Genomic DNA, 15,179 nt, shown 5'->3' on the forward strand with positions numbered 1-15,179 from the left:
TAGCTTTTTAACTTTACAGGATAGCTTATGATTATTTGAAGTTCTGCGGCTTTGATATAGCTTCTGTGCTATCTCAGCATTATAGTCACTATTTATACTAGTGCGATTAAGTTCCTTTTTTATAGCTCTTTCACTATAGCCAATTTTATTGGCTATTTGAGATGTTTGGTATCCTAATTTAAGTAATTCTTCTATACAATATCTATTTGAAAGAGTTAAGTGCTTTGGCATTTTTTAGTTCCTTATCGTTTATTTTAGTTTCGTCAAAACCTAATAAACTATATTTGGAACTCTCTTTCAACTATTTAAAACTTTCAGAATACAATCTAGCATTCATTAAAATTTAGATTTCCAAAAATACAAATTGCTCAAGATCATTTTATACTTAAGGTACCAATAATTGGTGAAGTTATTTTTAAACCAGCTTTAGCAAGATTTGCCAGCACTTTAGAAATTACTGTTCAATCTGGTATGAGCTTAACAAGAGCATTAGACATGGTTTCACTAGCAACAAGGTAATGCAAAATATAATCAAGCAGCTATAGACATTAAAAAAAGTATTAGTGAAGGAGCATCATTTAAAGAAGCTATTGTTGAAACAGGAAATTTTCCTTTCCTAGTAGAACAAATGATAGCCGTTGGCGAAGAGTCAGGTGCATTAGAAACTATGCTTGGAAATTTAAATAGAGTGTATCAAGAAGAAGTCGACACACTTGTAGGAGACTTAAGTTCGATGTTAGAGCCACTAATTATGATTGTTTTGGGTGGAGTTGTTGGTTTCCTTGTAGTAAGTATGTATATGCCAATGTTCCAAATGGGTGATGCCATATGATAAAATTAGAAACATCACGATCCACATAAAAATTAGCCATAGTAAACAAGGACGATGACTTTTACAATTTATTACTACTTTAAAGAAATTTGTAAAAGACAATCTAGTGCATACTTTTAAAGAATTTAATATCATAGTTAAAGATACTAATAATAATGATGATACTTTAGAGTTATCACAGAAAGAATTAGAACCAAACTGTATAGTTTTTAAATCTAAGCATTGTAAGATTATAGCCGTACTAACCCTCTACAAAAAACATGATAATAAAGTGATATACAGAGCTTTTACAATGACGCAACATATAAATCATCTAAAGAAATTTAATTGCATTACTTAAGAATATTTTACTTTAAAAAAAATATAACTATAAATTTGATTAAAGTATTCTTTTCTTTTAAAGGGAAACAGAGACCAAGCTAGATACTCATTAGAAAGAGCTCAAAGTAAAGTTATTTGGACCTCTAATCTAGTCTTTAGAAAGATAATTAAAGCTATTAATAAGGATAAAATAAATTTGTTATAAAAATTAAGCCTCTTCTTTTAAAGGAGCTGAAACACTAGCTTGTACACGCTGATTACGAGCATCTGACTTATAAATACCATCTAAAGTGTTTTCATAACCAAAGCCTTTAGTGATAATTCTATCATTATCTAAACCTAATTGTTTCATATAGTCAGCAACTTCTTCCGCTCTTCTCTCAGAAAGTTTTTGATTATAGATCTCAAATTCGCTTCCAGTAGTTCCTTGAGAAGCATAACCTTTAACTGTTACAGTTTTAATGTCACTATTTTTTACAAAGTTGACAAATGATGCTATTGCTTCTTTACCTTTAGAGTTTAAGTTTGCGCTATCATAAGCAAATTTAGTATCTAAATAAACTGTTACATCATCACCGTTCACAGTATAACAAGCAACACCTTCTTTAGTTAAGTTAAAGTTACCTTCACACTGTTTAATACCTTGAGGTAAAACATATTTAGTCTCATCAATTGTTGGCATAGCTGTAGTTTCTGCTGCTGTAGTAGCACCATTATCCTGAATATTACCAGTGTCATTAGTAGTATCATCTTTACCACCAAAGAACCAAGTAATACCGCCACCAATCATATTAGTACCTGCTCTACCTTGAGCACCAGACATACCTCTTGGAGCCATTGTCTGAATATATCTATAATCAGCACTTACCTGAACATCTCTAGAAAGTTCAAATTTAAGACCACCACCAACATCCCATGCACCAGTAGCTTGACCAGCTAAATTAGCCCAACCAGCACCACCAGCAGCATATGGAGTAATCATAGTGCTATTACTGAAGTTTATAACACCTTCACCCAAACCTGCAAATACTCTACCCACTAACTGGTTATACTGAACTGCAAAATATTTACTGACGTTATAACCAATAGTCATGTTCGCACCAGCTCCTGAAGGAGAATTAGGCGTTCCAGCAAGACCATTAGCATCAACACCAAAGTACCACTGACCAGTTCTATCTTGTGGGCCCCAAGTATTGTTTTTGTTAGTTAAAGAGCTATAAGTGTTAGCAAAAGGAGCAATAAAAGAATTATTTGAACTACTTTGAGTTGCTGGTGTATTTGTATCTGCTGACATATCCATATTGTCAGAACCTGCTGCAAATGAAAACGTAGCTGTACCAAATAGCACTGATGTAGCGATAACAATGTTCTTTAATTTCATCAAAAGCTCCTTTAAAAACTCTTTATTTTATTTAATAGTAAATTATAAGACTGAAGAATTATACAAAATTAAAACACTCTTTCCAAGTTTTTTTTAACTTTTATGAAGTTAATATTTTATATTTTGTCAATAACTGTTCTTGAGTTTCAATATGATTTGGATCTGTAATTATGCATCTTATAGGACATACCTTTGTACATTGAGATTCTTCAAAATGCCCTACGCACTCTGTACATTTGTCCGGATTAATTTCATAATATTCTTCGCCTTGTAATATTGCCTCGTTAGGACACTCTAGTTCACATATATCACAATTTATACAGTCATCAGTAATTAATAGTGCCATACTAATCCTTTGAATATTTTAATTCTATTCTATTAAATACACATTCAGGAACAAACTCACCGACTCTTTGATAATTATGAATAGCAACAGCTCTAACTAAAGTAGATGATATACAAGAGAATTTTTCACTAGGAGTTAGAAATATAGTTTGAATATCACTATTAAGCTTATTATTCATACTCGACATTTGAAACTCATAATCAAAATCAGAAACTGCTCTTAACCCTCTCACAATCGCACATGCACAATGCTTTACCGCCGTATCAACAAGAAGCCCCTCAAAGCTAACAACTTTTACTCTATCATTGTCTTTGAAAACTTCTTTAATCATTAACTCTCTTATATCTAAATCAAAAAGAGTTTTTTTACCATATGCTGTTGATACTGCAACCACTATTTTATCAAAGATATTCAGTGCTCTATCAACCAAATCAACGTGACCATTTGTTATAGGATCAAATGTGCCTGGATAAATTGCTACTTTTGACATAATTTACTTAAAATAATCCTAGCTCTAGTTTAGCTTCCTCTGTCATTAACTCTGAGTTCCATGGTGGATCAAAAACCATAACAACATTAACCTTATCAACATTTGGTAGCATTGCAACACGTTTTTCAACATCAGTCATTAATACAGGACCCATGCCACAACCAAGAGCTGTAAGAGTCATATCTATAATCACATGAAAATTACCACTCTCTAACTTTCGAGTAACAACATTGTAGATTAATCCCAAATCAACAATATTGACAGGGATCTCTGGATCATATACTGTTCTCATTTGATCCCAAACAGCATCCATATTTATTGGATCACCCGACTTTATATCATAATTATCTACTGGATATTTGACTATTTGTTTACCAATCGCATCAGCATCTTTACCATCCAAGTGAAGTAAGTTACCATTTACATTTAGCGTAAAACTACCGCCTTTATCTTGAGTTACCAAAACTTCTTGACCAGGCATAAGTTCAATTTCGTTACCAAATGGTACTGCTACAGCTTTTACTTGCCTTCTAACTATAGTTACATCTGTTGTTTTCATTGTATATATTCCCTAAACTGTAAAACTTTCGCCACAACCACAGTGAGCAGATTCATTTGGATTAGTATATTCTAACTTATACAATCCAAAGTCATGTTTAACATAATCAATTCTTAAACCATTTAAAAAATTCATAGATTTATTCGATACAAAAAATCTCAACCCTTGCTGATCTACTACTGTTGTATCAGCAGGCTGCTGTGTAACAAAATCAATATCATAAGCTAAACCAGAACATCCCATCAATTTTGTGCCTACATATATTCCAATATTATTAGAATCCTTCGCTAAGTGCTTTTCGAAATGTTTAGCTGCTGCCACAGTAACTTCTAAAATACTATTATTAGAATCAAAAACTTCAACCATACCAACCTAATCCTTTTAATTATTTGACTATTTTAATTGAGATATTACTTTTTTCAATGCTTTAATAAATAAGTCTACTTCATCAATAGTATTATACATACCAAATGACATACGCACTGTTGATATAGCACCCATTCTGTATAGTAGAGGATGTGCACAGTGTTTACCTGTCCTAACACACATCGCTTTGATTGCCAACAGCTCTCCTATATCTCCGGCATTACAACCATCAACTACAAATGTTATAACACCTGCCTTATTTGGCGCTTCACCTATTATTCTTAAACCATCAATTTTTTTTAATTCATTTGTTGCATATTCTAATAATTTTTTTTCATGACCTGCTATATTTTCCATACCAACTGAATTAACATAATCTATGGCTTCACCAAAACCTATAGAACCGACTATGTCAGGTGTTCCTGCTTCGAATTTATACGGCGGTAATGCAAATGTTGTTTTATCGATTGTTACATCCTTAACCATATCTCCACCATAATTATACGGAGGCAATTTCTCTAACAATTCGTATTTACCATACAAGACTCCTACTCCAGTTGGACCATATAATTTATGACTAGAGAATACAAAGAAATCACAGTCTAGATCTTGAACATCAACCTTTGAGTGTATTACTGCTTGCGCCCCATCAACAACTATTAATGTCTTTGGATTAATTTTTTTGACTTCTTGTATTATCTTTTTGACAGGATTAATAGTTCCTAATACATTTGAACATAATGTCAGTGCTATAACTTTAGTTTTGTTTGTAACTAGAGATAAAAGATTCTGTATATTAAGTTCACCATTATCTTCAACTTTTACAACTTTAAAAACTAACTGTTTCTCTTCACAAAGTATTTGCCATGGTACAAAATTAGCATGATGTTCCATTTCAGTAACAATAATATCATCACCACTAGAAACCATCGACTTACCAATAGAGCTCGCCAATAAATTGATTGATTCAGTAGTTCCTTTAGTTAATACAATTTCATCTGCTGATTTAGCATTTATAAAATGTTGAACTTTTACACGCACATTTTCATACTTATCGCTTGCTTTTTGACTTAGCTCATAAACACCTCTATGAACATTTGCATAATTAAATTTATATGCATCTGCCACAGCATCAATAACTATTTGTGGCTTCTGAGCTGAAGCCCCAGTATCAAAAAAAACAACTGGTTTATCGTTAATAGTTTGACTAAGAAATGGAAAATCTTCTCGAATTTTTTTCACATCATACATATTGTATTTGTCCAATTAGATATATAACTCGAATAAATTATACTAAATTAGTATAATTTTGTCAGTAAATGATACTTTTTTGATCTAAGAAAAATAATTAAAATTAATTTAACATACAGGAACATTAGTAGCCAAACCGCCTAAAGATGTCTCCTTATATTTACTAGACATATCTAAGCCTGTTTCATACATAACTTTGATAACATAATCCAATCCAACAAAACGCTTCTCACCGGTATCTAAATGAGCAAGCTTTGCAGCATTTATAGCCTGCACTGCCCCCATTGCATTACGCTCTATGCATGGTATCTGTACTAAACCACCAATAGGATCACAAGTTAATCCTAGATTATGTTCCATACCTATTTCAGCTGCTGATTCGATTGACTCAATGTCACCACCAAGCAGTGCACAATAACCAGCAGCAGCCATCGAACAAGCGACTCCAACTTCACCTTGACATCCAACTTCTGCAGCAGATATTGATGCTCCTGATTTATATAAAATACCTATAGCAGCACATACAAGTAAATACTTATTAACCACTTTTTTAAGTTCTTGTTGATTAATAATCTCATGAGTCTGTAAATAATACTTCAATACAGCAGGGATCACTCCAGCAGCTCCATTTGTTGGTGCGGTAACCACCCGTTCACCACAAGCATTTTGCTCATTCACAGCAATTGCAAAAGCATTCAAATAATTAAAATCGGTATTAACAATATTTTGCTCTTTAAGTTTTCTTATCATACTTGGGGCTCTTTTTCTAACTTTAAGTCCTCCTGGAAGTATTGCTTCTGGACAAGTTAAACCTTTTTCTATAGATTTATCCATAACTTGCCAAATTTCAGCTAATTTATTTAGTGAGTACTCTTCTCCATAAGCTGTTTTTTCATTCTCAAACATTATCTCATCAATAGACATATTCTCTTTATAACAAATATCTTTTAATTCCGCCATACTTGTGAATCTATAAGGTTTATTACATTCTATTTCTGTAGGAACCTCATCTTTTCTTATTTGTTTTTTATCAACAATAAAACCTCCGCCTATAGAAAAGTATTCCTTTTCACAAAGAAGATCCTCATCATTGAATAATGAAAAACGCATTCCATTAGAATGTTCTGGAAGAAATTCATTATAGTGAAATATTAAATCTTTATCATAATCAAACTTAATTTCAAACTTTTGAGCTAGATTAAGTTTTTTTTGCTCTAAGCAGGTTTCATAAAGTTTTTTTGCTAATTCAATATCCACTGATTCAGGCAAAAAGCCCATAACCCCTAAAACAACTGCATAATCTGTTTTGTGACCTTTACCTGTAAGAGCTAGTGAGCCAAACAAATCAATCTGGACTCTAGTAGTTTCAGGTAACTTATCTTTATACAAATCAATAAAATTGCATCCAGCTCTCATAGGGCCTATAGTGTGAGATGAAGATGGCCCAACACCAATAGAAAAAAGCTCAAAAGTACTTTCCATAAAACTCCTCCAGAAAGCTGAAATAAAACAATAAAACCACTCAAATTATATCTTATTTTAATCTTTTTTCTCTAACTTTCCAATCAGGCATATAGCATGAAATGTAGTTATAAAATTCTTTTGAATGATTTGGATTCGTTAAATGAGCTATTTCATGTAATACCACATATTCTATAGCTTCTATATCTCTTAATATAAGGTTAAAGTTTAGATTAATTGTCTTTTTGATATAATTACATGATCCCCAACGAGTCTTTGTTTTTTTAATAGTTACTCTATTGATTTCTTGATTAGTGATTTTTAAATACTTTGCCACTAGATTATTGAGAATAATATCTGCCTGATCTCTATAAAACTCTTCTAGCAGTTGTAATTTAAACTCTCTATTACTGATAACACTAGGATTTAACAGAAATTCAATATAATCATCATAATAATTAACTACATTATGCTTTGATTGAATAACTCGGATAGGATACTCTCTACCTAAAAAATAAATAAGATCACCATCATTCAAACTATAATTATTGTAGTCAAATCTTTGATTGTTCTGCAATCTTTGAATTTGTTTATCTATCCATGCTTTCTTTGTTTGTAATAACTCTAAAATCTCTTTTTTTGCTATACCTTTTGGTGAAACCACTGTAATTAAACCATCTTTGCTCAAAGAGATTTTAAGATTTTTAACATTTTTATAGACTATATCAACTTTATATGACATCAATTATTCTACTACTATATTTTGCCAACCTTGAGCAATATCTGCACTATTTTTTGACCAATAATCCGCTATCATATCTCTTATCGTAATATTACTGTCTTTATAATTTTTAATATTATCAAATACAAAACCATCACCACCAGTAGTTAAAAAATCAATCGTTGCAAGCTTATATGTTTGCTTTTCATTTAATAGTTTACCATCTATTAAGACATCTTTTATATTACCGGCGCTATCCAATGAAACTTTCAATCCTGCAAGCACTCCTACTTGTTTATCTCCAAGTGGCTGTATACTATGCTCAATAAGCTTAAGCAAATCGCTGCCTTTGATATCTAATGTAACAACCATATTATCAAAAGGCATTGTTTCATAGATCATTCCATAAGTAATATCACCTTGAGGTAGAGATCTTCTAACACCATGTGAGTTAACGAGTGCTAAGTCAGAAGCTGTTTGACCCTTGATGATATTTGCTAGTGTATATGTTAAGGGAATATTATAATAACCATCTTGAGCTTCATCTGACAACTCTCTAGGGGCATTAGTTATGACCTTATCAAGCTCAGCTTTGACAGAGTCATTATACTTAGCTAGTATATTGTTAACATCCTTATTTGGCTCAAGATTTTTTGTTGCTTGTGCTAGATTAATAACCTCTGGAGTTACCTTACAGACATCTGATGTGTGACAATCATAGTGCAAGACACTTATGTCTTTACCTTGACTCTCTCCTTGCTCTACTACAACGCCATTTTTAATACCATTAACAAATTTATGGCTATGTCCAGTCAATACAGCTGAAATGCCATCAACGCCATTTACTACTGCATATATCTCTGACTCATCGCCTAAATCAGCCCTCTTTGTGAAAAAGACTTCAGAGTTTTGTTGATCAGTAGGAATATGTGTAAGCAAGACTATCGTATCTGGTTTTGGAATATTATGTCTATTATAGTTACTTATATATTTAACCCATTTATTAGCGCTTGTAACTGGATCTGTGAATTTAAGATTAGAAATATTTTTCTCTGCTGTAGTTTCAGGGGTTTCTAGAGTCGCTAATCCTATAAAGTATATTGTTTTACCACTAGGCAATGTTTCATAACCAAATGGCTTAATATAAGCCAAAGAATCCTGACTTGTATATTTTCTATAAAAATAATCAAATAGCGAGTCATCTTTATAACTAATGTTTGCAGCTAAAAATCTGATACCATTCTTTTCATAACAATGCTTAAACCACTTTTGACCATAATCAAAATCATGATTACCTACAGCAGAGTACTTAACTCCGATATAATCAAAGAAATCATTGACAACATCACCATGTGAGATATTTGATATGCTAGTACCTTGATAATTATCTCCTGCTGCTACAACTACTAAGTTCGGATGTGTTTTTTTGTAATCATCGATAAAACTAGCTATCTTTGCTGCTCCAACCATGTCTTTATTGAGCTCAACCTGACCATGAAAGTCATTTAAAGATAAAACTATTATATCATCTTGAGCATATCCAAAAACAACACTAAAAAAAATTATTATAAAACTAAATATTTTTTTCATAATTATTTCCATTAATTATAATGATAACTCTTGTATGAACCTAAAACTTTTAAGAAAGTACTCTTCTTAAGTACTTCTAATAAAGCTTTTTGAACATTTTCATCATCCTCAGATCCTTCAAAATCAATGAAAAACAAATAATTCCAAGCTCTATTTCTTGATGGTCTAGATTCTATTTTTGTAAGATTAATATTATTTTTTCCAAATACATCCAAAGTATTTACAAGGGCATTTGACTTATCTTCAACAGAAAAAATCAATGTTGTTTTATATTTATTGTTATCCGAGTCGAGCTGGATATCATCATATCCCATTAATAAGAAACGTGTATAATTAAAGTGCCCGTCTTCAAACTCATCTTGGAAAATCTTTAATCCGTATGTTTTTGCAGCAAGTTCTCCAGCTATTGCTAAATGATCTTTTATATTTTTCTCAAAAATATACTTTGCCGCTCCTGCTGTATCAACAAATGCTTCTGGAACAAGCTTTAATTTATTAAGACTTTTTGAGCATTGTGATAGTGCTTGCGGATGAGATATTACACTTTTGACATCAGAAAACTGAACCCCTTCTAATCCCATTAAGCAATGCTTAATTTTTAATACTACTTCAGCTTTTACTTTTAAATTACTTTTGATTAACTCATCATAAGCAGGTACAACAGATCCTGCTAATGAGTTTTCAACAGGGATCATGACAAAATTTGACTTACCAGTTATTGTGTGTTCAATAGCTTCAGAAAATGAGAAACACGGAATAGTCTGAAAATCTTTGATATTTTGTTGATTTAAAAAACTAGTTATTGCCTGCTCAGAGTAAGCTCCATGCTCACCCTGAAAAGATACTTTAATCATAATATGTTATTAATAAGCTTGTCTAAACAATATAATACATTATGAAATAATAAGATAGAAATATTTATTTAGATATAATTGTCATCACTAATAGCTTTTTTGATTCCTTCTTGCATATCTTCTGCTGGTAAGCATAGATTTTTTGCAATAGTAACAACAATAAAACTAATCGCAAGAACTATTGCCGAACTCCAGTATAAATCAAGATCTCCAGTCCCTCCAAATGAACTAAAGTATGAAACTAATGTTACTAAAACTATATATATCCAGAACCATACAGATTCTCTTAGATTCCAATGAATCTCTTCTGATCTATCCCTTCTAAAAGTTCTATAAACACCAAGCATAACCAAAGCAATGATTAAAGCAATACCAGCCTTTGAAACTATTGCCCAACCACTCCATAAAAATACTAAAGTAGCTGCAAACATACCTAAAGTTGACAACAAATAAGCACCTTTAAGCCTAAATGGTCTATGCATATCAGGTAAATGATGTCTAAGTGCCATAGTAGATGTTGGACCAGTAATATATGTAAGAGCTATCAAAGATGTTAAGAAAGTAGCCATTTCCTTCCAACCAGGAAATGGTGCAAACATAACTAAAGCTATCAAGAAATTAAGACCAATAGCATAAATTGGTTTTTGCATGATTGGACTTAACTTTCCTAAAATGCTCGGTAGATAACCATTATGTACCATTGCACCTAACGACTTCATTGCGATACTAAAGTAAATTAAACCAGCCATAAGTGGAAAAACTATAGCCCCGAAGTACAATGGATACATAACCCACTTAACTCCAAAACTTTGAGCCATCACAGCAAATGGTCCAAAACTAGATGAAGTAGCACCTGGCATAACAACACCTTGCCAATCATTGTTATGTACAAATTTTGACATAACTAGTAAATATGCGGCTTGCAAAAATAGAAAAATAACCAAACAAATCAAAACAGCACCGACTGTTGCCACCGGAATTGATTTCTTAGGATTTTTTGTGCTACCTGCTAATTCTACAATAGTCTTAAATCCTGTAAACGCATAAGCAATACCACCAACTGAAACTGCAGCTAATACACCATTAAAACCAAATGGCATAAATGATAACTCTTCTGTCTTTATATCTTTTAGAGCAGGTAATGTAAAACAAAATATAATAAATACAATAGATATAAATATTGGTACAGCAACCTTAAATAAAGTAACAATATTATTAATTTTTGCTAACCATTTAAGTGAATAAAAATTAATAACACAGAATCCCAAAAGAAAGATTATCGCTAAAGGTAATCTAGCCATCGACAAAGCATCATCTCTACTGGCATCTATAAGCGAAGGATAAAATACTGCTAAATATTGAATAACGGCTTGAACTTCGATTGGTGCCAAAACCAAGTATGATATCCAAGTAATCCATGCAAACATATAGCTTGTCATAGTTCCATGTGTGATATGAGGAATACGTGAAGTAGATCCCTCAACAGGCACAATTGTACAAACCTCGGCAAATACTAAAGCTATAAAGACCATTAAAATAGCACCTACTACCCAAGAAAGAATAGATCCAGGCCCAGCCTCTTGAGATGTGTACTGTGCTGCAAACATCCATCCTGATCCCATAATAGCACCAACACCCATAGCTACTAAGCTAATGGTAGAAAGACTCTTCTTTTCCATGCTATCCTTTGATTAACAAATTACTAAATAGTAACTATGAGTTTACTGCGAATAATCTTCTATGTAAATACTTTAGCTATTATATAACCTCTCTTATAATTCTATCATTTAGTGTACTCATAATGTCATATTCAATGGTATTGACTTGTTTCGCCATTAAAAAAGCACTGTTTCTATTACGTGGAATATCAGATATTAACTCTACAACATCCCCGACTTTAACATCATGCTCATTATGACCTAATGAGACTGTCAAGCCGTCCATACTCATTCTTCCTGCCATTGGATACATTACATTGTCAATATTAACAAAACCTCGATCGCCAAGTTCTCTTGGAAATCCATCACCATAACCAATTGGTATCACCGCGACTTTTTCCCCATCGAAACCTCTGTATATCATAGAGTAACCTACCCCATCGCCCTCTTCTAATTCGATTATCTTAACTATTTTTGATAATAACCTTGCGATCGGTTTTATTTCTCTAATTGATCTTTCAACATAAAGCTCTGGAAGAAAACCATAAATGAGGATTCCAGGCCTAACCATATCGTAACAAATTTCTTTATCACCAAGGAAGCCATAAGAATTCGATAGATGACAAATTATGTCTTGAGATAACTCTTTAGCATAATCAACAATTTCAGAAAATCTTTTTTTCTGCTTAACATTAGTTGGATGATCTCTATTATCAGCACATGCCAAATGACTATATACACCCTCAAGTATAATCCATTTAGAATCATAAACTCTCTTGATGGTTCTACAAACATCATTGTAACAAACACCCATACGGTTCATACCGGTATTTACATTAACATGAACATATATCTCTTTATTAAGCTCTTTGGCTATTTGCTCTAGCTTTTCAATATCATCATAATCCTGAATACTAACTCTAATATTCTCAGAGACCATTTTTTCAAGATACTCATAGTATATTACTCCAAATACTAGCACGGGCTTTTTAGTGATAGCAGTAACTCTAAAAGCCTCTAAAGAGTTAGCCACTGCAAAAAAATCAACTAAATCATGCGTATTTTCTACTATCTCTTCAATACCATGTCCATAAGCATTTGCCTTAACAGGAAAACATATCTTAGCGTTGCCAACATACTCTCGAATAATCTTAATGTTATTTCTCAAAGTTTGTTTACTAATTTTTAGAATATTCATAAATTTACCACACTATTTATAAATTACATTATTAATTTTATTTTTTAAAACCAGAAGTGAACAAGCTGCAACTATAGTAACTATAGCTATCCACATAAACAAATTTTCATATCCCAAATAGCTATTAGTTTTAGCTTGACCAACTAGTAGAAAGCTTTTAGAGTTGGCTAAATCTTTACTAGCATAAAGCGAAGCCACGTATGCACCAAGCTTGATCCCAACAGCCCAAGTTAAGAACCACATTCCCATACAAAAGCCTCTTACCTTAGTAGGAACAAGTTGAGTTATCAAAGATAAACCAACAGCTGTTGCCATAATCTCAGCCCATGAAAAAAATACTCCAACGGCTACTACTTCCCACCAAAATGACACTTTTGAAGAAGGATTATTAAATACGCACACAAAGTACAAGAACGCATAACATATACCAGCAAATAATAAACATAAAGCAAACTTGCTAGTTGATCTTAATCTATCACCCATCTTGTTGAAATATATAGCAAGAATTGGAGAGAAAATTAAAATTCCTGACGTATTTAAAAGCCCTGGTACAGTTTGTGAATTTAGCTTAATACCTAAAACATTCAAATCTACATGATGAACATTAAATAAGAAAAATGACGTTGTTTTTTGAGCATAGGTCATAAAAAATATTGTTGCGTAAAATATAAATACTAATAAAAGTAACATTTTCAAACGATACTCTTTATTCTGCTGAAAAGTAATATTTATAAAATAACCAACAATCATAACTATTACTAAAACCAGCACGATGATAATTAGACTACTAAAATAAAGTAATCCAGTAACTACTGATACAAAAAATATTATACCTATTATAGCTAAAACTAACTGCTGAAAACTAAGTGTTTTTTACCAACTGGCGCAGCTATTGTTGAAAATAATTTCTTATTCATAAATATATTGCCAAGAGCTAATAACACTCCACAAGCGCACACCCCTAAAGCAATTCCATAATGTCTATTTTCTAAACCGTATGAATCTGCACTACTTAAATAAGGTATTAAAATAGCACCTGATAACGCCCCAATATTGTTAGCCATATTAAAATAAGCATATATAGAATCTAACTTTGCTGGATCTCCTGCATATAATCTAGACACACTGTTTAAAGTCATCGGCACAAATAAACATGCTCCAACGATAATCATTGCCAATCCAATATAAATCGAAAAATTCATTAGCATATCACTGGTTGCTAATAATGAATAACCTAATAGTAAACAGATACCACCAGCTATTAAGGTTCTTCTAACACCTAAAGCTTTATCAGAAATAAAGCCCCCTAATGAGCTTAAAACATAACAAAGAGCAGTAAAAGAACCTGCAAATGTTGAAGCATACGACTCTGTAAGATTTAACTTATTTATGCAAAAGAATATTAAGATATAAAAGAAACCAAAAAAACTGAACCTTTCAAATAATTGCAATAAAAACAGTGAAATAAAATATTTAGTTCTTTGTTTTGCTTCTATATGCTGCACTTACATATCCTCCTCATATTAGCGGCAAGCCGTTTTAAAGCTATTTGAACTAGTCAAACAGCAAATCGTGTTAAATTATTATTCGCTAGATTGTATTCTCAATGTTTATAGAGATACCAAAATGTACTTCATTAGGTGTCAAGTAATTTAAACATTTCTTAGGTCTATTATTCAAGTCTATCTGTAACTTTCTAATGTATTGATGAGATATATTGTTAAAGTTAGTACCTTTAGGTATAAATTGTCTGATATACCTATTCATGTTTTCATTAGTACCTCTTTGCCAAGGACTGTATGGATCAGCAAAGAATACTTTGATGCCAGTCTTGCTAGTTAGCTTCTTATGTTTAGCAAACTCTTTACCATTATCAAATGTAGCTGTTAATATTTTATGACCATTAGATACTTTGTACAATATTCTATTGATTGAATTAGCTGTTCTATCTATAGACTTGGCTAAAATAGTAAATCTGCTAGCTCTATCGACCATTGTTACAATAGCACTTTTATGGTCTTTACCAACAATAGTGTCACCTTCAAAGTGATAAAGATTTTTTCTATTAGCACTGCTAGGTCTTTCAGAAATACTCGCTCTATCCTTTATCTTAACTTGTTTAGAGTCACCTTCTTTTTTGTATTTATATTG

General features: G+C 32.0%; 15 protein-coding genes and 2 pseudogenes. 2 read left to right on the forward strand and 15 right to left on the reverse strand.

Features of this window, described 5'->3' with window-relative positions; genetic code table 11:
• Positions 1–231: helix-turn-helix domain-containing protein (locus tag F8C69_RS04250; protein WP_159183974.1), on the reverse strand; the 231-nt coding region annotated here is incomplete at its 3' end.
• Between the two features lie 102 nt (positions 232–333).
• Here F8C69_RS04250 and F8C69_RS04255 point away from each other — a divergent pair.
• Positions 334–832, forward strand: a pseudogene (locus tag F8C69_RS04255) (type II secretion system F family protein); the annotation flags it as partial.
• A 106-nt stretch (positions 833–938) separates the two neighbouring features.
• On the forward strand, positions 939–1,172 hold the full coding sequence (locus F8C69_RS04260; protein ID WP_159184324.1) for a hypothetical protein: 234 nt from the start codon (positions 939–941) through the stop codon (positions 1,170–1,172).
• Positions 1,173–1,361: 189 nt separating this feature from the next.
• Here the strand turns inward: F8C69_RS04260 and F8C69_RS04265 are convergent, their stop codons facing one another.
• The 14 genes and pseudogenes from F8C69_RS04265 to F8C69_RS04330 all read right to left on the reverse strand — a co-directional run.
• Entirely contained in the window at positions 1,362–2,534 is a 1,173-nt protein-coding gene (locus F8C69_RS04265; RefSeq protein ID WP_159184325.1) for an OmpA family protein, read from the reverse strand.
• Between the two features lie 100 nt (positions 2,535–2,634).
• Complete coding sequence (locus F8C69_RS04270) at positions 2,635–2,880, reverse strand: YfhL family 4Fe-4S dicluster ferredoxin (protein ID WP_159184326.1); 246 nt, start codon at positions 2,878–2,880, stop codon at positions 2,635–2,637.
• 1 nt (position 2,881) lies between these two features.
• Positions 2,882–3,370: a pantetheine-phosphate adenylyltransferase gene (gene coaD / locus F8C69_RS04275; RefSeq protein ID WP_159184327.1), complete on the reverse strand. Its 489-nt coding sequence runs from the start codon at positions 3,368–3,370 to the stop codon at positions 2,882–2,884.
• Positions 3,371–3,377: 7 nt separating this feature from the next.
• Positions 3,378–3,929: a putative Fe-S cluster assembly protein SufT gene (gene sufT, locus F8C69_RS04280; RefSeq protein ID WP_159184328.1), complete on the reverse strand. Its 552-nt coding sequence runs from the start codon at positions 3,927–3,929 to the stop codon at positions 3,378–3,380.
• A gap of 12 nt (positions 3,930–3,941) precedes the next feature.
• Entirely contained in the window at positions 3,942–4,295 is a 354-nt protein-coding gene (locus F8C69_RS04285) for a HesB/IscA family protein (RefSeq protein ID WP_159184329.1), read from the reverse strand.
• A 27-nt stretch (positions 4,296–4,322) separates the two neighbouring features.
• A complete protein-coding gene (locus F8C69_RS04290) occupies positions 4,323–5,546 on the reverse strand; it encodes an aminotransferase class V-fold PLP-dependent enzyme (protein WP_159184335.1) in 1,224 nt (407 codons plus the stop codon).
• 108 nt (positions 5,547–5,654) lie between these two features.
• Positions 5,655–7,028, reverse strand: a complete 1,374-nt coding sequence (locus F8C69_RS04295; RefSeq protein ID WP_159184330.1) for an L-serine ammonia-lyase — start codon at positions 7,026–7,028, stop codon at positions 5,655–5,657.
• 52 nt (positions 7,029–7,080) lie between these two features.
• A complete protein-coding gene (locus F8C69_RS04300) occupies positions 7,081–7,749 on the reverse strand; it encodes a M48 family metallopeptidase (RefSeq protein ID WP_159184336.1) in 669 nt (222 codons plus the stop codon).
• Positions 7,750–7,752: 3 nt separating this feature from the next.
• A complete protein-coding gene (locus F8C69_RS04305; RefSeq protein WP_234384191.1) occupies positions 7,753–9,318 on the reverse strand; it encodes a bifunctional metallophosphatase/5'-nucleotidase in 1,566 nt (521 codons plus the stop codon).
• Between the two features lie 11 nt (positions 9,319–9,329).
• On the reverse strand, positions 9,330–10,172 hold the full coding sequence (gene pheA, locus F8C69_RS04310) for a prephenate dehydratase (protein ID WP_159184332.1): 843 nt from the start codon (positions 10,170–10,172) through the stop codon (positions 9,330–9,332).
• 68 nt (positions 10,173–10,240) lie between these two features.
• Positions 10,241–11,851 (reverse strand): APC family permease, encoded by a 1,611-nt coding sequence (locus tag F8C69_RS04315; RefSeq protein ID WP_159184333.1) that lies wholly within the window; start codon positions 11,849–11,851, stop codon positions 10,241–10,243.
• A gap of 79 nt (positions 11,852–11,930) precedes the next feature.
• Positions 11,931–13,028, reverse strand: coding sequence for an alanine racemase (gene alr / locus F8C69_RS04320; protein ID WP_159184334.1), 1,098 nt, complete (start codon positions 13,026–13,028; stop codon positions 11,931–11,933).
• A 12-nt stretch (positions 13,029–13,040) separates the two neighbouring features.
• Positions 13,041–14,533: pseudogene (locus F8C69_RS04325) on the reverse strand (peptide MFS transporter).
• 85 nt (positions 14,534–14,618) lie between these two features.
• Positions 14,619–15,179 (reverse strand): IS30 family transposase (locus F8C69_RS04330; RefSeq protein ID WP_159183759.1); only part of this gene is annotated, 561 nt, incomplete at its 5' end.

Origin of the sequence: Francisella noatunensis subsp. noatunensis, from assembly GCF_009823375.1 — a bacterium.
Taxonomy (GTDB): Bacteria; Pseudomonadota; Gammaproteobacteria; order Francisellales; family Francisellaceae; genus Francisella; species Francisella noatunensis.